The following is a 21,591-nucleotide window of genomic DNA, read 5'->3' on the forward strand; positions in this document are numbered from 1 at the left end:
CCGCCGAACGTCACCTTCCGTCCACCTATGCGGAGTTGCCTGTGACGAACTTGTTGAAGTCCGCTGCAATGGTGACTTCGGGAAGTTCCGTTTTTCGCGCTAGCGTTCGTGCCGGAAGCGTTTCACAGTGACACAGAGCAACACCGCACGACAGCACAACAGCACCACCCGACACCGGAAGGCGGAGGCATTGAGCCTCATCGACCATGACCGCGCCGACGGCGCGGACCGGACGCTCGGCCTCCTGCTCGCGGAGCGCGACAGCCTGCGCCGCTTCGTGACCGCCATGATGGGGCGTGACCCCCATGGCGCGGAGGACGTCGTCCAGGAAACCCTGTTGCGGGCCTGGCAGTCGGCCGGCCGGCTGGACTGGCGCGACCGGCCCATCCGCATGTGGCTGTTCCGGGTCGCCCGCAACCTCGTGGTCGACAGCCTGCGCCGGGACCGGACCATCCCGGTGGGGATCAACGCTGCGGACTTCGGCGGTGCCCTGCCGGCACCCGTGCCCGACCACGCCGAACAGGTCGGTGACCGCCGGGTGCTGGTCTCCGCGCTGCGCACCCTGGCTCCCGCCCACCGCGAGGCCGTCGCCCGGGTCCATCTGCTGGGGCAGGCCGGCGACGACGTGGCCCGCCAGCTCGGGCTCCCCCCGGGCACCGTCAAGTCCCGTACCCATCACGGCATCCGCGCGCTGCGCACCACCCTCGAATCCCACGGCTGCCACCCGGCCGGAGCAGAGAGACTCCGGGGAGAGACGCGATGACCTCCGACACCATCACCACCCTGCTCGGCCTGGTCGGCGTGCTGGTCCTGGTCCTCGCCGTCACCAGCTGGCTGGTTCGGCGGGGCGGCGGCTGGAAGGCCCTGTGGCGCCGGCTCGGGCGTGAGATCACCCTCACCGTGCGGGCGTTCACCGGTCCGGTCCGCACCGAGCTGCGCTACCGGCGCGGCCTGCGGCTGCTGGTCCGGCTGCTGCGGGACCCGGCCGTGTGGTCCGACGCCGAGCGGGCCACGGCCCTGGCCGCGTCCGTCCGCCCCGGGGTCCGGCCCTACGGCGTGCTGGCCGGGCCCGACTGGATGGCCGTGCTGGTTGCGGCGGACGGCGACGCGCTGCGCGAGCCGCCGGAGCCCTGGGCGGCCGACGAGACCGATCCACGGCTGTGGTGGATCGACCGCGGGGATCTCACGGACGGCACCGAGGGCCCGGCCGCACCGCTGCTGGTGTGCGTGGGTCACGACATGGGGCACGCCGTGCTGCTCGACGTGCGCTCCGGCCCGCCCGCGCTGTCCGTGTACGGGCCGCCGCGCGCCGCCCGTACCGCCCGCGCCGTGCTCCAGGCGCTCGCCGCGCAGGTGGACGCCCGGCTGCCCGAGGGCCGGGTCGCCATCGCCTCCGGGGTGCACCCCCGGCATCCGGGGGCGACGGCCACCGCCACCGTCGGGCAGCCCGGTATCGAGGTCGCCGTGTGCGCCGACCCGCTGGAGCGGCCGCTGCCGTCAGGTGTGCGGCTGCTGAGCCTCGGGGTGGCCCGGGGCCGCACCCGGCTGCTGGAGATCGCGCCGGACTCGACGCTCACGGCGCACGGCGCACCCGCCGCCACCCGGGTCGACGTCCTGCCGCTGTCGCGGGCGGTGGCCCGGACCCTGTCCGCCCTGCCGCCGTGCCCGGACCGCCCGGACGACGAGGCCGCGCGTCCGCAGGACGTCACCTCCGCCGCCGATCCCGATCTGCTGCCGGACGAGCCGGACCTCGACGCCGGCGCGGCGCCGGTCGCCGAGCCGACCGGCGTCTCGGCCACCCGGCCGGCCCCCGAGCCCGAGCCGGCCGTCGCGCCGGTACCCGCTCCGGCTCCAGCGGCCGAGAGCGACGACGACTTCGCGGAACCGAGCACCTCCGGTGCGGCCGGTGTCTCCGCGAGCTCGCCGCCGGCGCCGTAACCGCCGTACCCGTCCCCTGATTCCGCACGAACGACCGCCCGGCTGGGAGCCGTGAACCTCACCATCACCACCGTGGACGCCACGGACGGACAGCGCCGCGACCACCAGGTCCGGCTGCCCTCGAACGCCACCGTCGGCGATCTCGCCGCCGCCCTGACCCAGGACGAGGCCGCCGCCGGCGGCGCCGACTGGGCCACGGCCGGCGCCCCGCAGGCACGCAGCCTCTACGCCGACGGCCACCGGCTCGACCCCGGGACCCGGGTCTCCGGCAGCGGCATCCGCGACGGCGGCCTGCTCGGGCTCGGCGGCCCGGCCCGCCCGGCGGACCTGGTCCGGGCCCATGACGACAGCGACCAGGACGGTGTCCTCGCCGAGGTGCACATCGTCTCCGGGCCCGGCGCCGGGCGCACCTGGCGGCTCGGCCCCGGCAGCCACGAGATCGGTACCGACCCGCTGTGCGCGCTGCGGCTCGACGCGGGCGCCGGGGTGCCCGAGTCCGGGCTGTGGGTGACGGTCGGCGCGGACGGCTCCGCGGCCTGGCACCGCACCGAGGACGAGCCCGAGGCGGCCGTCCGGGCCCGGCTCGCCTCACCGCCGCCCGACGACGCCATCACCCAGCTGCGCAGGCCGCGCCCTCAGCCGCCGCGGGAGCGCCCGGCGGGGCCGGGCCCGGTGCCCTGGCCGGCCGGTGAGGATCTGACAGTGGGTCCGGTACTGCTGCGGATGAGCGCACCGGTCGAGGCGGACGCGGCCGTGACCCCGTCCGCCGACGGTTACGGCGTGGACTACAACCGGCCACCGCGGATCGCCCCGCACCTGGACGCCGAGCGGGTCCGGCTGCCGCAGCCGCCGTCGCCGCCGCAGAAGCGGCCGTTCCCGACCGTGATGATGATCTCCCCGATCGTCCTCGGCCTGTTCATGGTCAGCATCTTCAAGTCGTACTACTTCCTGGTGTTCCTGTTCCTCAGCCCGATGATGATGCTGTCGAACTGGGCGACCGGCCGGCGTGCGGCCCGCAAGCAGTTCCTGGAGTCCGAGCGGGCCTACGAACAGCGCCGTGACGTCCTCGAGAAGCAGGTCCGGGACGCGGTCGTCGGCGAGCGGCGGGTCCGCGACAAGACCGGCCCGGACCCGGCGGCCGTCGCCCTGATCGCGACCGGCCCGGGCGGCCGGCTCTGGGAGCGGCGCCGCCGGGACCCGGATCACCTGGTGCTGCGCCTCGGCACGGTCGACCAGCCGTCGGTCCGGGAGCTGGAGGACCCGGCGCGGGACGAGAACCACCGCTCGATCCGCTGGAACATCCCCGACACGCCGATCGGCGTCGACATCACCGCGCACGGCGTCGTCGGCATCGCCGGTCCGGCCGCCGAGGTGCAGCCGCTGGCGCGCTGGCTGGTGGCGCAGGCGGGCGTGCTGCACAGCCCGCGCGACCTCAGGGTCGTCATCCTGACCGAGCCGGACCGGGTGACGGACTGGGCGTGGACGCGCTGGCTGCCGCATCTCAAGCCCGGCACGGCCGGCGGACCGATGGTGCTGATCGGCAACGACCCCGAGTCCACCGCCGCCCGGATGAGCGAACTGGTCTCTCAGGTGCAGGCGCGCCGCCGGCAGGCCGGCAACGACCGGGACGTGGTCTTCACCGAACCCGACGTGCTGGTGATCGCGGACGGCGCCCGGCGGCTGCGGGACGTGCCCGGCATGGTCCAGGTGCTCACCGAGGGCCCGCGGGTGCGGATCTTCAGCGTCTGTCTGGACGAGCAGGAGCGGTTGCTGCCCGAGGAGAGCACCGGAGTGGTCCTCGCGGCCGACGGCCGGCTGACCGTGCGGCGCCCCGGCGCGCCCGACCTGCCCGCCGTCCGTGCCGACCGGGTCTCCCCGGAGTGGTGCGAGCAGCTGGCCCGGGCGCTGGCCCCGATCCGGGACGTCAGCCCCGAGCACGACGCCGGACTCCCCCAGCGGGTCCGCCTCCTGGACCTGCTGGACCAGGAACCGCCCAACGCCCAGGGCTTGTTGGAGCGCTGGCAGCGTGATCCCGCCAGCACCTCCTTCCTCATCGGTAGCGGCTTCGACGGGCCGCTCTCCCTGGACCTGGTGCAGGACGGACCGCACGGCCTGGTCGCCGGTACGACGGGTTCCGGCAAGTCGGAGCTGCTGCAGACGTTCGTGGCCTCCCTGGCAGCCGCCAACCGGCCCGACGAACTCACCTTCGTGCTGGTCGACTACAAGGGCGGCAGCGCCTTCAAGGAGTGCGCCCACCTGCCGCACACCCTCGGCATGGTCACCGACCTCGACGCCCACCTCGTGGAGCGGGCGCTGGAGTCGCTGGCCGCCGAACTGAGGCGCCGGGAGCAGGTGCTGGCCGCCGCCGACGCCAAGGACCACCCGGAGTACCGGGCCAAGCGGGCCGCCGATCCCTCGCTGGCGCCGCTGCCCCGGCTGCTGCTGGTCATCGACGAGTTCGCCACCCTGGTCCGCGAGGTCCCCGACTTCGTCCCCGGGCTGATCAGCATCGCCCAGCGGGGCCGCTCGCTCGGCATCCATCTGATCCTGGCCACGCAGCGGCCGGCCGGTGTGGTCACCGGTGACATCCGCGCCAACACCAACCTGCGGATCGCGCTGCGGGTCACCGACCAGACCGAGAGCCAGGACATCATCGACGTCAAGGACGCCGTCGACATCTCCTCGGCGACGCCCGGCCGGGCCCTGGTACGGCGCGGGCCGCGGCAGGCGGATCCGTTCCAGACCGCCTGGGTGGGTGCCGAACGCCCCCGGGAGAACCCGGCCGCCACGACCGAGCCGGAGGCCGGTCCCCGCAAGCCCGTGCGTTCCGTGGACGTCGGCTGGGACGCGCTCGGCCGCCCCGCCGAACTCCCCGCGGAGACCCGGACGGTGACGGCCTCGGCCCCGCAGGGCCCGGCACCGACCGACCTCCAGGTCCTCGTCGAGGAGATCCGCTCCGCCGCCGACCTGCTCGACGACTTCACCCAGCAGCCCAGCCCCTGGCTGCCGCCGCTCCAGCGCCGGCTGGTCCTGGACGACCTGGACGAGCTCGGCGCCACCCGCGACGGCCGCCTGGTCATCCCCTACGCCCTGGAGGACGTCCCGCAGCTCCAGCAGCGCCGGGTCGCCGTCGCCGACCTCACCACCTTCGGGCATCTGTACATCATCGGCGCGCCGCGCTCCGGACGTACCCAGGTGCTGCGGACCATCGCCGGTTCGGCGGCCCGGGTGGCGAGCACCGCCGACGTGCACCTGTACGGGATCGACGCGGGCGGCGGCGGCCTCACCGCCGTCGGGGCGCTTCCGCACTGCGGAGGGGTGGTCTCCCGGCACGACCTGGAGCGACTCGGGCGGATGCTGCGCCGGCTGAACCAGGAACTGACCGAACGGCAGGACCTGGCCCAGACGCACAGCGCCACCGGTATCGCGGAGCTGCGCAAGCTGCTGCCGAAGGCCGAACGGCCGGCGCACATCATGCTGCTGATCGACGGCTGGGACTCGTTGCAGGTCATCCTCGACGAACACGACCACGGCCAGCTGCTGCAGGAAGTCATCCGGCTGATGCGCGAGGGTGCCGCCGCCGGCATCCATGTCGTCGCCACCTCGGAACGCTCCCTGCTGGGCGGCCGGATGGCCGCGCACAACGACCACAAGCTGCTGCTCCGCCAGGGCGACCGCAGCGACTACCAGGCCGTCGGCATGATGCCGAACAAGATCCCGGCCGACATCCCGCCCGGCCGAGGCTGGCACGTGCTCAGCGGCACCGAGACCCAGGTGGCGCTGCTCGCCACCGGCGACGGTACCGAGCAGGCGGAGGCGCTGCGTTCGATCGGCGAGAGCGCCCGCAAGCGGGACGCCCAGGTGCCGAAGGCCCGGCTGCCGTTCCAGGTGGCCGTGCTGCCGCGCTCGGTGGAGTTCGCCGAGGCCTACGCGAAGGTCCAGGCGGCCCAGCGGCGGCCGCTGTGGGGTCTGCTCGGTGTCGGCGGCGACGACGGCGGCCCCGTCGGCACGGACCTGGCCGGTACCGCCTCGGCGTTCGGGGTGTTCGGCCCGGCCGGGTCGGGACGCAGCAACACCCTCGCCTCGATCGCCGTGTCGCTGCTGGCCGGCGGCACCTCGCTGGTGGTGCTCACCCCGCGTGAGTCGCCGCTGCGCGCCCTGGACCGGCACGCCACCGCCACCGTGCTCACCGAGAGCGACCCCTCGGGCGACACCGTGCGGGCGGCGCTGGACGCGCTGCCCGGACCACGGGTGGTGATGATCGACGACGCCGATCTGCTCACCAACTCGGCGGCGGACAAGGTCCTCAAGGAGCTCGCCGTCTCCGGCCGCGACCAGGGTCTCGGCCTGGTCTACGCGGCCTCGGCGGAGGGCTTCCAGAGCGGCATGAGCGGCTGGACGCTCGCCGCCCGGCGGGCCCGGAGCGGTCTGCTGCTCGCGCCGAAGAACCTGTCCGAGGGCGACCTGGTCGGCCTGCGCCTGCTGCCCAGCGTGGTGCGGGCGGCGACGCATCCGGGCCGGGCCTGGACGGGCGGTCCCGGCGGCACCCTGCTCGCCGTCCAGGTGCCGCTCACGCCACTGCGCGCCTGACCGGCACAGCGGACAGCGAGAGGGCCTCTCCGGAAACTCCGGGGAGGCCCTCGTCGTCGTACGGGAGTTACGAGTTGTTCTGCAGACTGCTGCTGATGCCCTGGTCGAACTGGATCGCGTTCTCCTTGATGCCGTTGAACATCTCCGAGAAGTCGTTGATGCCCTTCACGGCGGCCAGCAGGCTGGTGTCGAAGTTGTTGTAGGTCGTGCGGATGACCTCACTGGACTGCTGGAACACCATGCCGTCGTCGACGAGGGTGTTGACCCGGTTGCGCAGGTTGCTGAGCACCGGCAGCAGGTTCTCGTGGGCGTCGTGCAGCAGGCTCACGACCTCCTCGATCTTGTGGTAGTCGAGGTTGATGCCGTTGTAGCTGGCCATGGGGTTCCTGTCCGTTCCTGTCGGTCTCGTTGCGGTGGTCGGGTCGTCACCAGGCGGCGGGGGTGCTGTTGTAGTCGTTGCCCCCACCGTCGTCGTCATCTGTGTTGCCGCCCGTCTGCTGCCAGTCCGGCTGGTTGCCGTTGGCGTCCTTGGGGCCACGGGTGTACTCGGTGCGGTCACCGTCGCTGCCGGTGGTGACCATCGTGCCGCTGCCGTCGGAGTTGAGGTTGGTCTCCGAGTGGACGGTGCTGCCGTCCGGGTAGGAGGTGTCCGTGGTGTAGTGATTGCCGTCGCTGGAGTAGTTGGTGACCGAGGTGTACGTCTTGCCGTCGTAGGTGACGGTGGACTCCTCCTTGATCACATGGCGCTGGTCGTCGAGCGTGAGGTGCGTGTGCACGCTGCCCCGCTCGGTGTTGATCGTCTGGTCCAGCGGCGGGTCGCCCGGGTCGGTGGCGGAGCAGAAGTCCGGCATCGTGCCGTCCGGGCCGGGCACGCACTGGTCGAGGTGGGACTGCTTGTAGTCCCACAGGTCCTTGTCCCGGAAGTAGTTCTGCAGGCCCAGGTTGCTGCCCGTGATGCCCATGCCCTGGGCCAGTTCCGAGTCGAAGGACAGGAACGCCTCGCCCACCGAACCGAAGGCGCCGGCCAGCTCCTTGAGGCCCTTGTCCGCGTGGCTCATGGTGCTGCTGGCGTTGTCGTAGAAGCCCGCGACGGCGTCCGCGAGGGTCTGGTCCCCCAGGATGGTGAAGGCGTCGCTCGAGGTGTACCCGTCGTAGTCCCGCTGCCCCACCTGGGAGAAGAGACTGTTGTCGAGCAGCGGGCCGATGTCTCCGGCCAGGCTCTCCAGGTCCCGTTTGGCGTCGTTGAGAACGTTGTATTCGATTTTCAGGCTGTCGGCCATGAGTGGGCCTCCCAGTCGAGACTCCGGTCAGTTGGACCACGCCGCAGGCGTCCCGCCGGTTCACCGGGAACGGCGGGTGTAACCCACATCACGTGAACCGCAGCGGGCGCTGTGGCGTGGTCAGTTGGGGAGTGACCGCCCCGAGCCCCACAGCTTCCGGGAGGAACCCGTATGCCACGCCCGACCGACTGGAACGCGATCGGGCTCGACAGCGATCCCACGCCGGGCGACCCCGACCAGATCCGGACCCTGTCCACCGAACTGAACCACCTGGGCTCCGAGGCCCGGCGCATCAGCACGGCCATCGACGCGGTCATGAACACCGCCGGGGACAGTGTCTTCGTCGGTGAGGCGGCCAACGCCCTGCGCGACAAGGTCAACGACCGGCTGCGCGGGCACATCGAGGACGTGGCGCAGTCCTTCGAGACGGCGGCGACCGCGCTGAACACCTGGGCGGACAAGCTCGTCGACCTCCAGTCGCGGGCCGACGGCGCGCTCAACTCGGGGCGCGGGCTGTCCGAGGACGACCCGGACCGGGAGACCTACGCCTCGACGGCCCGGCAGGCCGGCACCGAGCACGGCGAGGGTGCCTCGACGGCGGCGGGCAGCATCTCTGGTGTCTCCAACATCCAGTTGCCGATCTCCAAGTGCCAGCTGTTCTGGGAGGCGTTCCAGTGGCTGGCGATCATCCTGATCGTGCCCGCGCTGATCTTCGGCGGCCCGATCGCGCTGCTGGCCCTCGGCGTCAACCTCACCCTGTTCATCAAGACGATCGTCGACTTCGCCAACGGTGACGCCAGTTTCCTGGACCTCTTCCTCGCCGGGCTGGGCATCCTGGCGCCCACCACCAAGGCACTGCCGATCTTCCAGATCATCAAGGGCGTCACCACGACGGCCTTCGCCAAGGGCTTCGCCAACATCGCCCGGGGCACCTTCCAGGCCCTGCGCAACCTGTTCACCAACGGCTTCCGCCCGACCACCCTGCTGCTCGGCCTCAAGGACCTGGTCCGACTGGGCAGCACCTGGGTCTACAAGGGCGGCCTGTGGGTGCTGGACGGCATCCACAACCTGCCCGGCATCATCGGCCGCGGGGTCAACACGGCCGGCCTGACGATCGTGCAGGGCATCAAGGGGATCCCCGGGTTCGTGCGCGGTCTGCCCGAGACGTTCTCCCGGGGCTGGCAGGCGACCAAGACCTGGGTGGGCCAAGAGTTCGGCGGCACCAAGTGGCTGCGGATCTTCCTGCCGGTGGACGCGGCCGAGATCGGCGAGTACGGCTTCGCGCGCGCCCTGCGGATCAGCCTCTTCGACCGCGGTGTGCTCGGGCAGCACGTCTTCGGCGCCCCGATCACCAGCAGCATCGGCCGTACGATCAGCTCGGTCCCGGTCGACCCGCGCACCGTCGACGCCCTGGTCGACATGCCGCGCATCCAGCTGAACGAGGTGCGGTTCGGGGCGGGTTCGGGTCAGAGCAGCATCCGGAACCTCGACCTCAACCTGCCCAGCACGCATCTGGACGTCACCTCGACCCTGCGTCCGCCGTCCCTGAACCTCGGTGACGTGGGCGCCATCGCCCACCGCGGCAACTTCGGCGTGCACGCGGCGCGCACCGTGGACGCGCTGGTCGACATGCCCCATGTGCAGCTCGGCAACGTCCACGTGGAGAACTTCGGCGCGCTGGGCGGGCGTTCGGACGTCGGGGTGAGCGTGGGCGCCACGCCGACCGTCACCACCGCCTCCGGCCTCCACCTGCCCGCGTCGGCCGGCGTCCCGGGCGCCACCCACGGCCTCACCAACACGCCGGTCACCGGCGTCACCGGCGGCGCCCACACCACGCTCACCGGGCTGCACCCGACGCCGACGAACCTGACCTCCACCGCCGACGTGCTGCTGCCGGGCGGCGCGCACAACGCCACCCACGTGCCCGGTACGACCGTCCTCACCGGCACCCACGCCACCCCGCCGCCGGCCGCCGGCGCCCTCGGTGACATCTCCACCGGCAACCCGGCCGTGGGCACCCTGCACTCCGCCCTCACCGGCAACCCGGGCGTCGGCGCCGTGCACGCGCCCGGCACGCCCGGCCTCGGCACCGTCCACACGACGCTGACCGGCACCCCCGGCACGAACGTGGCGCACACCGCGCTCGACTCGGCCCCGACGCCCGGGGCCCCGCACGACGTGACCGCGCCGAACAGCCTGCTCACCGGCCCCACCACGGTGAACCACCCGTCCCCGACCGGGATCGGGCACGGCGGCCCGGGCAGCGTCGACGCCGGGAACTCGGCCTTCGACCTGCTGGCCGGCACCCGCCACAGCACGCCCAACACCCCCGTGGCCCCCGGCACCGGCAACGCCCTGGCCGACCGCACCACCAGCGCCCTGTCGGCCAACCAGACCCGGCTGCACCTGGACGAACTGGTCCAGAGCCCCGGCTCCCCGCACCCCGGCACGCCGCAGCAACTGCTGCACAACTCGCCCACGACACCCCCGGTCAGCCCGGAACACCTCACCACGAACCCGGCGTCCGTCACGACTCCGGACCGGCTCACGGCGAACCCCGCGAACGCCGGCACCCCCGACCGGTTCACCGGCAACGGCGCCCCGCACGACCCGGCGCCCGCCTCCCCCGGCGGCTCCGGACACCCGGGCGGGCACGGCAACAGCGCCGCCCTCGACCTCGTCGACACCGGCCGCAGCGCCCGCACCACCGACAGCCCCGCCTTCGCCGGCGCGCCCACGCACACGGACGCCGACAAGGGCCTGGCCGGCTCTGCCAACAGCACCTCCCCGCACGTCCCCGAGGACCTGCCGGCGCACGCCGCCCCCACCCCGCCCGGGACCCACACCCCGCTGCCGGGCCACTCCTCCCCCGCGCCGGCCGCCCACACCGCCGACACCACCGGCGCCTTCGACGATCTCCTCAAGGACCCCGACGTCGTCAAGGTCCCGGGCGACCACCAGCTCGCGGTCAAGGCACCGCGCGGCGGCACGCCCGAACTCCACGGCGGCGCGGTCGAGTCGGGCCTGTACACCGTGCAGAAGCAGGGCATGGGCTTCGTCGTACGGCAGCTGGACGCCGTCGGCGGCACCGTGGTGCACAGCTGGACCTTCAAGCGGCTGGGCGGCATCCGGCTCGCCGAGGAGACCGTGCGGTTCGGCGACGGCCCGTTCGGCGGGGTGAGCGTCAAGATCGCGGGCAAGTCCGTGGACTCCCTGACCGACGCCACCGGCACCTGGCCGGCGAAGCTGGGCGGCGAGCACGAGATCGTCGTCGCCTCCACCTCCGGCAGCCACGTCTACAGCCGGTCCACCGGTGAGCTGCTGCGGTCGTCCACCCCGGACGTCACGCTGCCCCCGCGCCCGGCCGGGCTCACCGGCACGTCCGCGGACAGCTGGGACGCCGCCGCCCACGCGGCCCGCGGCCACATGGGCAGGGCCGCCACCGACAACGAGACCAAGCTGTTCATGCAGGGCGTCATCGGCGGCGCCTTCACCTCGAAGAAGGGGTACGGCGGCTTCGTCAACCCCAGCGCCCTGGAGGCCAATCCGGGCCTGGTCGGCAAGGTCAAGCAGTTCAACAAGGTCGCCGGTGACCTGATGTTCGAGGGCCCCAACCGGCGGATGACCGTCTGGCGGGGCGTGTCCATGGACCCACGGGCCGCCCAGGCCGACGTGTTCGTGGAGCGGCTGCCCGCCTCGACCTCCAACAACCGCGCCTTCCAGGCGGAGTGGGCGAAGAACGGCGTCAACAGCAACCGCGTCGTCTTCGAGATCGACGTACCGGCCGACCACGGCAAGCTCGCCATGGCCTACCCGCCCGGATACCAGAAGGCCGCCGACGACGCCCTCGCGCTCAACCAGGACCAGTGGGAGGTCACCCTCTCGCCGACCCGGCTGGTGCGGACCGGGCCTGCCCGGGTCGAGGACGGCATCACGGTCGTCCCGGTGCGCGCCGAGCAGATCCCGGAGGGCCAGCTCGAGAAGCTCATCAACGAGAAGTGGTCCGGGCTTCACTCAGGCGAGGCGTTCGAGGACTTCGGCCGCGCCTTCGGGCAGGACGCGATGCGCCGCTGGGAGGGGCTCGGCGACGCGGTCGTACGGGAGGGCGGTGACGGCCCGAACGTGAAGACGTTCACGGTGAGCCGACCCGGCTTCGCCGACGAGATGACCGTCACCGTCACCCACAAGGTGGACGACAACGCCGTCTCCGTCACGATCTCCGGCGGTGAGCGCACCTTCACCAGGGAGTGGAGCGGGACCGGCTTCAACGACCTCGCCGCGGACCTGCGCGGCCACGTCCTCCACAACAACGAGCTGCTCAGCTCCCTGCCGACACCCACGTCATGGGGCAGGGAGCTGCCGAGCCCGGTCCACACCGGCACCCACACGGACACGCCCGTCCCGAGCCCGGCCGCCGCCACGACTCACACAGACACCGCCTTCCCCGGCCAGGCCAACGCCACGGCCCACACCGACACGCCCGTCCCGAGCCCGGCCCGGAGCACCCCCGACACGACGTCGACGCCGCGCCCGGACACCCCGCACTCCGGTGGTCAGGAACTGCCCGGCCGCGGGCCCCGGCTCACACCGGCCGAGATCGAGCAGGCGTGGTTCCGGGACGGCGAACGGGTCGACGCGCTCTTCGGCCACCTCGACGACCCGCTGCGCGGGGCGCGCCGCGAGGCCTGGCGGGACCATGTACAGGCACGGTACGACCTGGGCCGGGCCGAGGATCTGCTGCCGAACAGCGGGCACGCGGGCAGCTCCCGCGGCCCCACGCCGGACGAGATCCGCGCCCGCGAGAACGTCGACACCGCCCAGCGGCGGTACGACGCCACCCACCACCGCCTGACCGAACTCGGCGTCGACCCGGTGCGGATGGAGGCCGACCTCGGCGCTCTGCGCCGGCTCAGCCTCAAGGAACGGCCCCGGCTGCTCGGCGGCACGGTCACCACGGCGAACGACGCGACTCCCCCGCCCGCGGTGGCCGCCCACGGCGAGACCGGCGCGGCCTCCGTGACACCGCCGAGGCCGCTGAACGAGATCCTGGCCGACCAGACCAAGGCCCACAAGGACCTGCAGCAGGCGGAGATCGCGCAGACGCAGCCGGGCAAGGACGCCGACAAGATCGCGAAAGCCAACGCGGACCTGACCGAGGCGGACACGAAGTTCAAGGACGCCACCCGCGAACTCGACGAGGCGCTCCAGCACGAACTCGACAACCGCCTGCTCTCGCAGCGTGAACTGAACATGCTCGTCGACCAGTTCGCGGGCGCCGGCGACATCGACCGGGCCCGGGCACTGCAGACCCACGCACGGGATCTGGACGTCAGATCACGTGGCGCGGGCGACGGCCCCGTCCGCTCGGACCAGTTCATCCGGACGGGCGAGGAGATCCAGTCCCAGTCGGTCACCGTCCAGCGGCTCGCCAACGAGCTCGAAAGCCTGGTGAAGGCGGGCGTGACTCCCCCCGCCGAGCTCAAGGGCCTGGCCGAGGGGCTCGAGAACGCCGCCAAGGACCTGGACGCGGCCCTCCAGGGCCATGTCACGGACGCCGCCCGCTTCGGGGGCACCTACACGCTGCGCAACCAGCACACGCCCGTCGCCGCCGTGGCCCACCATCTCGCCGAGCTGGTCGACGACGCCGTCAAGGCGGCGAAGCCGGGCGACAACCTCGTACTCAAGGGCTTCCTCGGCACCGACGCCTCGGTGGAACGGGTCCGGCGCGGCATCCCGGACCTCCTGCGGCGCTACCGCGAGAACCAGGCGTTCGGCGAGGTGCACAGCGGAGAGCAGTGGAAGGCGGTACTGCCCGGGACCGAGGCCCAGTGGCGGAAGGTGTTCGAGGACTTCGACGGCTTCGACAAACTGTCCAGGTCGCAGCAGCACGACTTCGTGCGCAAGCTGTCCGAGCAGAACATCGCGGACCTGCGTGCCGACGTGGACGGCCTGCTGAAGGACCTGCCGGAGGCGGACCGGCTGAAGTTCCAGCAGCTGAAGGACAAGCTCGAGAACCTGCCCTACCGGATCAAGCACGCCACTCCGGCCTACCACGCCATCGCCAACAGCGGTGTGATGTCCTCCCAGGGCGACCTGACCCGCCGGGGCGTCAAGTTCCTCGCGTCCGGCAAGAGTTCGGCGAAGAACACCTCCAACCTGGGCAACGACGACTTCGTGTTCTTCCGTATGGAGGTCGGCGACAAGCCGATGGCGACCCGGTACGGGCCGACCACGCTCGTCTTCGACGCCAAGGTCCTGGAGGAGAAGGGCGGCTGGGTCTCGCTCCACGACCAGCTGCACCCGCTGGACCGCGACACCATGAACCAGCTGAAGGTCGGCGACGACGTCGTGCGCAGCGCGAAGTACGACGACGGCTTCGACGAGGTGGGCAAGCGGGGCCGCTGGACGTACGAATACCCCGACCACAGCACTCGTCAGGTCTCCTTCGAACAGGAGGTCTTCCACGGCGCGCATGTGCAGGAGGCGCTCGCCCTGTCGGTGGTGCGCGAGGTCCGTCTCATCGGCGGCGCCTTCAAGGACGACGTCTTCAAGCTGCTCGCCGCCGGCACCGGCAGTCCGGAGGACCTGGGGTCGGTCATCTCCAAGCTGTACCGGCCCGAGGCGAAGTTCGGCTCGGGGCTGCCCATCAACCCGCTGGGGAGCCATGCCACGAGCGAGTGGCCGTCGCCGCTCGCGGTCCATGACGCGGACGGCGACGGACGCTATCTCGCCGACGGCACGGTCGACCCGGCAGCACGGGCCGCCGGCAAGGCCTTCGACGAGGCGTCGGACCGGGTGCGGCAGGCGGACAACGCCGTCAAGAGCGGCAACAACAAGGCGCTGCGCTACAACCTCAACAAGGCGCAGCCGCACGCCGAGCAGTCGGTCAAGCTGACCCAGGAGTTCCACGCGGCCGCCGTCGGCGAACGCAAGGACATGGCGAAGACCCTGCTCGACCAGCGCGAGCAGCTCCTCAAGGACATCAACACCCGCCTCGACGCCCTGAAGCCGCAGGCCAGGCCCGAGGGCGCGAAGACACAGCCCAGGCCGGGCAAGAACCAGGGCGCCGGGACCTCCTCGTCGGCCGCCGGGGCGAACGGCCCCAACCTGAGCGACCTTCCGCAACTGGCCGAGGACGCGCTCAAGGATGTATCGGGCGTCACCGACCAGATGAAGAAGATGGTCCGGGCACTCGCCAACTCGGACGGCTTCCGGTCCCTGCCGAACTCCACGGACGGCAAGCAGACCACGGCGGCCGTCGGCCTGGGCAGGACCGCCTTCGACAAGGCGTTCAAGCACCTGTCCAGGGCGGGGCTGGTCCACGGTGACACCGCCGGCCTCCACTTCACGGACCAGGGCCGCCGGCTGTTCCTGCCGCCGGGCGCCGACACCAGGACGGCGGCGCCGTCCGGGTCCGGCGCGGCCGACGTCCACACGACACCGGCCCACGCCCAACCCCAGCACCTCCACACCCAGTCGGGTCCCGACACCAAGGCCCCCGCGCTCACCGGCGATGGCCTCCCGTCCCACAGCCTGGACACCAACGCACCGGCACCCCACGACCTCGACACCAACTCGCCGGCACCCCACCACGCCGACACGGACACCATGTCCCAGGCACCGCATGGCACCGACTCCGAGATGGCCCCGCCACTGCCCAAGGAGGGCGACACCACCGTCTCGCACCCCCTCGAAGCGGAGACCCCGCCGCAGCACCTCTCCGACACCACCACACCGCACCGCCTCACCGAGACCGAGACGGAGACCTTCCGGCCGCACCCGCTCGACACCGGCACGCCTCCGTCCCGTCTCACCGGGACCGACACCACCACACCGCACCTCCCCGACGCCGGGACGCGCACACCCCACCTCGCGGACACCGACAGCACCCCGCCCCATCCCACCGAATCCGACACGGCCGCACCGCACCTCGACGACATCCACTCGACCGCTCCCCACCGGGGCGGCAACGGCGACTTCGCCTCGATGCCCCCGAGGGACGGGACACGGCTCGGGGACGGCCGGCCCGCGCGCCCGCTCGGTGACGCCGTGCTGGACGACATGCTCGGGCCGCCCCGGCGGACCGGTGACACCACCGGCACGACGGCGCCCGGTACCGCTCACCCGGCCGCGTCCGACCTCCTCGACCAGGCCGCCTTCCGCCGCAGCACGTACCGGGAGAACGGCATCCGCGCCCGCTCGCAGATCCGGTACGTCGACCGGGCCCTGGACGCCTTCCACCGCGTCCCCGCCGACCAGTTGGCGCGCCGGGCCCAGGCCCTCGACGACCTGGCCGACGCCGCCGGGCGCTTCCTGCGGGACCGCCCGGACTCGGTCCGCCGGGCCGGAGTGGAACAGCTGCTGCACCAGGTGCGGGCCGAGGCGGACGCCTACCGGCTGCTCGACGACTTCCGGCGGCTCGGCGGCGGCGCGGACGGGCTGGCCGGCCGCATCCGTACCGCCCTCGACGCCGGCGGCACGACGCCGCACACGCAGACCAGGCTCCAGACGACGCTCGACGGCATGGAAATGTCCGCGCGGGCCCAGCGGCAGAACGACGCCCTGAGCCTGCTGGACGGCACCCCGCCGCTCCGGAACGCCGGTGACACCACGCTCGCCGCACCGGCCCGGCTGGACGGCGACACGACCGCGGCAGCCGCCCTTCTCGACGGCGACACCACTCTCGCCGCACCCGCCCGGCTGGACGGCGACACCACCCCCGTGGCCCCGGACCGGCCGGACCGGGGCAAGGCTCCGGCCGCGCCCTCCCGGCAGCCCGGGGAGACGCCGTGGGCGGAGGATTCGGCGCGGTTCGACGAACTCCTCGGCGGCGACGGCCGGCCGTTCCGCGAGGCCTGGGTCGAGCTGTCGTCCGCCCGGATCGAACTGAACCGGGTCGAGGAGCTGCGCGGCGGCCCGGGCGGACCCAGCACATCACGGACGGTCAGCACCTTCGACGTCCAGCTCAACCACGAACTGGTCGCCGCTCAGGACCGGTTCCGCACCGCCTACCGGAACCTGGAGGACCTCGGCGTCCATCCGACCGAGATCGAGGCCCGGGTCCACGAGATCCAGGTGGCGGCCACCCACCGCGGCGCCACGCTCGGCGCGGGCAAGCTCGACACGCTGCCCGACACCGCCCCGCCCGCGGTCAACCACCTCGCTCTGAACAACTCGGGCGTGAGCGGGCCGAACGGGCTGACCGTCGAGCGGAGCGTGGCCCAGGACAACACGGTGACGCTGCGGGTGGTCGACCAGCAGCTGCACCCGGACCCGCTGCGCACGGTCGTCGCCCGGCCGGACGGCGGTTTCGACGTGCGGCACACTCCGTCGGACACCGTCACCACGTACACCGCGAACGGCGACCGGATCGCCGACGACATGCCGCTGTACGGGGCCGACGGCCGGCCTACGGGGCTGCGTCTGCACACGGATCTCAACGCCCACGGCCTGCGGCAGACCATGACGGTGGGCGGCCCCGGCGCGGACCGGCTGACCGCCTTCCCGCTGCCCGGCGACGCGGCGCGGATCACCCATCTGGACACCGGCGTCACCCAGCGCGTGGACGCCCTGGGTCTCCGGCTCGACGAGGGCGTCCAGCTCACCGGCCGGGACGGCGTCCCCGCCGGGACCGACCGGGTGTGGGTCACCGACGGCGCCGACGTCCGTGTCACCGATCTCGCGGGCGACCGTCTGGACCTGCGGGTGCAGGACCTGGGTGACGGGAACGGCATCAGGGTCACCGACGATACGACCGGGGTGTCCGTACGCCACGACGGCCAGGGCCGCCTCCAGGAGACCGGTGTCTCGCTGACCGACCCGCAGGGCACGCGCGGGCAGCGTTTCCTGGCCGACGACGGCACCGGCCGCTTCACCCTGACCGACACGTCCGGTACCCGGCAGGCCCAGACGGTCACCGCACTTCCCGGCTCCGCCGGCTTCCGCGTGACCGACGAGACGAGCGGCGCGACCAGCAGGTTCACGGCCGACGGCCGTTACCAGGACACCGGCCTCGCCCTGTTCGACCCCGCCACGAACACGCGCGGCGGCCGGATCGTCGTACCGGACGGCGCGGGCGGTCACCGTCTCACCGACACCGCGGGGCAGCCGCTGCCACAGCGGGTGGTCGCGGTCGGCGGCAACCGGCCGCGCACGATCGACGACATCACCGGCGAGTCGGTGCTGTACAACGCCCAGGGCCGCCCGGTGAGCACCTCGACCGCGCTGGCCGACCCGGCCGGCGGGCCGCGCGGCGGCCGGTTCGCCGAGCCCGACGGGGCCGGTGGCCACCGTCTCACCGATGCCGACGGCAACCGGCTGCCCGACACCGTCACCGCGCTCCCGAACAGCGGCGGTTTCCGTACCGTCCACGACACCGGGCACCGCACCTTCGACGTCAACGGCGGCTTCACGGGCGACGGGCTGCGGCTGACCGGACGCGACGGCCTGCCGGCCGGGCGTCTGGACCGGCCGCTCGGCGCGGCCCCGCGCTGGCTGGACGACGCCTTCGCCCCGGACCCGGCGCGCGCGGTCACCGCCGATCCGGCCGGCCGCATCGAGATCACCCTTCCGGGCGGCGGCCGCCAGGTCTTCGACCGGGCCACCGGCCGGTTCGTCCAGGAGACCGTCCCGCTGCCCGGCGGCGGCCACCAGACCACCCGGGCCGACACCTCGTTCACCCGGTACGACGGCCAGGGCGCCGTCACGGCAACGGGCACCCCGCTGCCCGCGGGCCACGGCGGGCGTTTCCTCGTCGTGCAGCCGCCGACCGCCGCCCACCCCGGGGCCTGGCTGGAGGACGGCGCGGGCGGCAGGCTCGCGCACTGGGACGCCGTCCGGCGGCCCGACGGCACCACCCGGGTCGGGTTCAACGACCGGACCAGCCCGCGGCACGGCGAGTTCCTGCATCTGGCCGCCGACGGGACCCCGGTCCGGCAGGGCTTCAACGTGCTCGACAACGGGCGGCGCACGGAGTTCCGCTACGTCGTCGACCACACCGACGGCACCTGGGAGCGGACCACCCGGAGCGGGGCACCGACCTCCGCAGGCTCCTTCCACCACGGCACCGCCGACCTCTCCGGCGCGGCGAGCGGCCACATCCGGCTGCTCAGCTCGACCAGGACCCGGGTGCCGGTCTTCGAGCGGCGGGTGCTGCCCGGTGCCGCCGGCGACGTGGTGGACGCCTTCCGCCGTACCGACACGATCTCCTTCGCCCGCACCAACCCCCGTACCCACTGGGTGCGCTGGGACGAGAGCGGCACCCCGGCCGGTACCGGCAGCCGGCACCACGACACGGCGGGCACCGGCTGGCGCGACACCGACGGCCGGGGCCGCACGGTGCGCGAGTACCGGGACGGGCTGCAGAAGTTCGACGGGCGGCCCGGGCACACCCTGGGCGTCGACGACGGCGACGGCGGCTGGACCTGGCACCGTTACGACGGCGCGGGCAAGGAGATCGCCTCCGGCCCGCGGACCCGTGAGCACCTCGGCGGCGGCTGGACCGACCGCACCGCCGGCGGTGACATCGCGCAGCGGCAGTGGGGCATGGCCGAGTGGCCCGAGCGGGCCGGCCAGTACCAGGAGCACGCCATGAACCCGGACGGCACCCTGCGCGGTACCTGGGAGCGGCACTCCCCGCACGGCAAGGAGGTCGGCAGGCACGAGGCGTTCGGCGACGGCTTCCTGACCACCGACCGCTGGCGCGAGCAGCGCCCGCCGACCTGGGTCCGCACCCGCTGGCTGGCCGGCGCCGAGCACACCCGGCCGCCGTACGCCCATGTCCGGGGCGACAACACCTACCAGCTGTTCACCTGGAGCAGGGAGGCGAACGACGGCACCGTCACCGCCTCCGGTGTGCGCTACGTCGGCATGGACGGCAGTGCCCTGGACCTGGCCGCCGACGGGAGTTTCGCCCGGTTCAGCGGCAAACTGCACGACGGCACCTCCCTGAAGGTCGGCGACCACGCCGGGCGTCCCGGCCATGCCCCGACGAACCCCACCGACCAGCCCTGGCAGGCCGGCAACGTCAGGGGCTTCCGCGAACCGCTCGCGAACGACCCGGCGGGCAGGCTCTGGCAGGACGTGTACCAGGACGCCGACGGCACCACCCGGATCGCCCGCGAGGGGCTGCCCGGCGGGGTCGTCCGGGAGTACACCGGGCTGCCGGGGAACCGCTTGTGGGTCGAGCGGGACCCGCACGGCAACCTCGTCGGCCAGAGTCACGCCAAGCCGAACCAGCCGGACCATGTGATCCAGGGCTCCGGCCGTGCCGACTCCGGCCGCTGGACCTGGCGCGAGCTGGACGCGAACGGCGCCCAGGTCGGCACCGGCGAGCGGGAGTTCTTCCGCGGCTCCACCGACTCCCGGCTGCCCTGGGACGACTCCTACCGGGACTTCGACGCCCACGGGCAGCTGGTCCGCGAGCGCCGGATGCTCGACTCGGGCAACCACGTGGACGCCTGGCGCGACACCAACGGCTGGTGGACCGCGAACGTCTTCAAGCGCGACGGCACGGCCCTCGACCCGGCCCTGGCCAACCAGGTCCGCCGCTGGTGGCACGACGGCACCTGGCAGGAGCAGTGGGCGCCCGGCGCCCGCCACTTCCGTGACTCGCTGCCCGGCACCGGTCAGGGCGAACCCACCGTCCTGCGCGAGACCCCGCTGCACAACGGCGGTCCGCTGCGGGTGCGGGCGTACAGCACCACCGTCACCCAGAACACCCCGGCCGGTTCGGTCTGGAAGGAGTTCGACCACGGTGGCGTGGTCCGGGAGCGCAAGGCGGAGAACGGCGGGTTCCTGGAGACCGACGCCTGGCGCGGCCAGTGGAACCGTTACGACCGGAACGGCGATCTGGTCGCCCAGCGCACCGACAACGGCCTGGTGTTCGAGCGGGACACCTTCAACCGCTGGCGGCTGACCGGCAACGAGTACGACTTCCGCGGCCCGCTCACCGAGATCCGCGGCTGGGGCCGTACCACCCGTGAGGCCCAGCGCATGCCCTGGTCCGGCACCGTCCTGCCGGACGGCAACGCGGCGCTGCGCGAGGCGCGTTACGAGCCGTACTGGCAGAGCGTGGCCAAGAAGGCGGCGCTGGAGTTCGGCCAGGAGTTCATCCTGGAGTTCGGTGCGAACCTCGCCGTCAACGGGATCGTGGCCGCCGTCCAGAACAAGCCGTTCACCGGCAAGGACGCGCTCAAGTCGTTCGCCAACGCGGCGGTCGGAGCGACCGTCAAGACCGGTCTGAGCACCGCGGTGCACGAGAACCGGGCTCTCGGGTTCGAGAATCTCGGCAAGTTCAAGGCCGGTGTCGCCAACGTGGACGGCGGCAAGCCGTGGACCCGGCGCCCGCTGAACCACGACAAGACCTGGGTCAACGAGTGGGCGGGCAACGAGACGCCGACCCGCTGGCGGGGCGGTGCCTACGACTTCTCGTTCGGCGTTCTCAGCAGCGCGCTGTCCGGCTGGGTCAACGGCAGTATGAACGCGGCCGTGTGGGGCGTGACCGACGCCGACGGCCAGACCGTGAAGCTGCATGGCGGGGACGCGGTCTGGGAGGGCGGGATCAACGCGGCCGCCTCGGTCACCACGGCCGCCACCACCGGACTGGTCAAGAACGTGTTCGTGATGAGCGCGGGCAGCCGGCTCTTCCACCGCCAGGGCTTCGCCGACTTCTGGATCCAGCTACCCTTCAAGATCTTCGAGAAGTCGATCCAGTCGCTTTATCTGACCAGTGCCTATCGTGCGAGCATCAATCCCACCTATTACCAGGCACCCTGATCGGGAC

Annotated in this window: 6 protein-coding genes; 4 read left to right on the top strand and 2 right to left on the bottom strand. The window is 72.8% G+C overall.

The features are described from left to right. Window positions 1-127: 127 nt before the first annotated feature. The 3 genes from ACZ4N4_RS26065 to ACZ4N4_RS26075 are packed head-to-tail and all read left to right on the top strand — an operon-like array spanning window position 128 to window position 6,528. Window positions 128-763: a sigma-70 family RNA polymerase sigma factor gene (locus ACZ4N4_RS26065; RefSeq protein WP_467592601.1), complete on the top strand. Its 636-nt coding sequence runs from the start codon at window positions 128-130 to the stop codon at window positions 761-763. Continuing rightward, window positions 760-1,938 carry a hypothetical protein gene (locus ACZ4N4_RS26070; protein ID WP_467592604.1) on the top strand — a complete coding sequence of 393 codons (1,179 nt, stop codon included), beginning with the start codon at window positions 760-762 and terminating at the stop codon, window positions 1,936-1,938. Before ACZ4N4_RS26065 ends, ACZ4N4_RS26070 begins: the two co-directional genes overlap by 4 nt. Window positions 1,939-1,989: 51 nt before the next feature. After that, window positions 1,990-6,528, top strand: coding sequence for an FtsK/SpoIIIE domain-containing protein (locus ACZ4N4_RS26075; RefSeq protein ID WP_467592607.1), 4,539 nt, complete (start codon window positions 1,990-1,992; stop codon window positions 6,526-6,528). Between the two features lie 67 nt (window positions 6,529-6,595). Here the strand turns inward: ACZ4N4_RS26075 and ACZ4N4_RS26080 are convergent, their stop codons facing one another. Together ACZ4N4_RS26080 and ACZ4N4_RS26085 are read right to left on the bottom strand one after the other, a co-directional pair. Beyond that, on the bottom strand, window positions 6,596-6,907 hold the full coding sequence (locus ACZ4N4_RS26080; RefSeq protein WP_046730425.1) for a hypothetical protein: 312 nt from the start codon (window positions 6,905-6,907) through the stop codon (window positions 6,596-6,598). A gap of 46 nt (window positions 6,908-6,953) precedes the next feature. Next, the gene (locus ACZ4N4_RS26085) at window positions 6,954-7,808 is read right to left on the bottom strand and encodes a hypothetical protein (RefSeq protein ID WP_453578247.1); all 855 of its coding nucleotides are present in this window, start codon (window positions 7,806-7,808) and stop codon (window positions 6,954-6,956) included. A gap of 171 nt (window positions 7,809-7,979) precedes the next feature. Between ACZ4N4_RS26085 and ACZ4N4_RS26090 the strand changes: the two genes are divergently transcribed. Then, a complete protein-coding gene (locus tag ACZ4N4_RS26090; RefSeq protein ID WP_467592611.1) occupies window positions 7,980-21,584 on the top strand; it encodes a hypothetical protein in 13,605 nt (4,534 codons plus the stop codon). The last annotated feature ends 7 nt before the right edge of the window (window positions 21,585-21,591 follow it).

This window comes from Streptomyces sp. NPDC026538 (genome assembly GCF_055567535.1).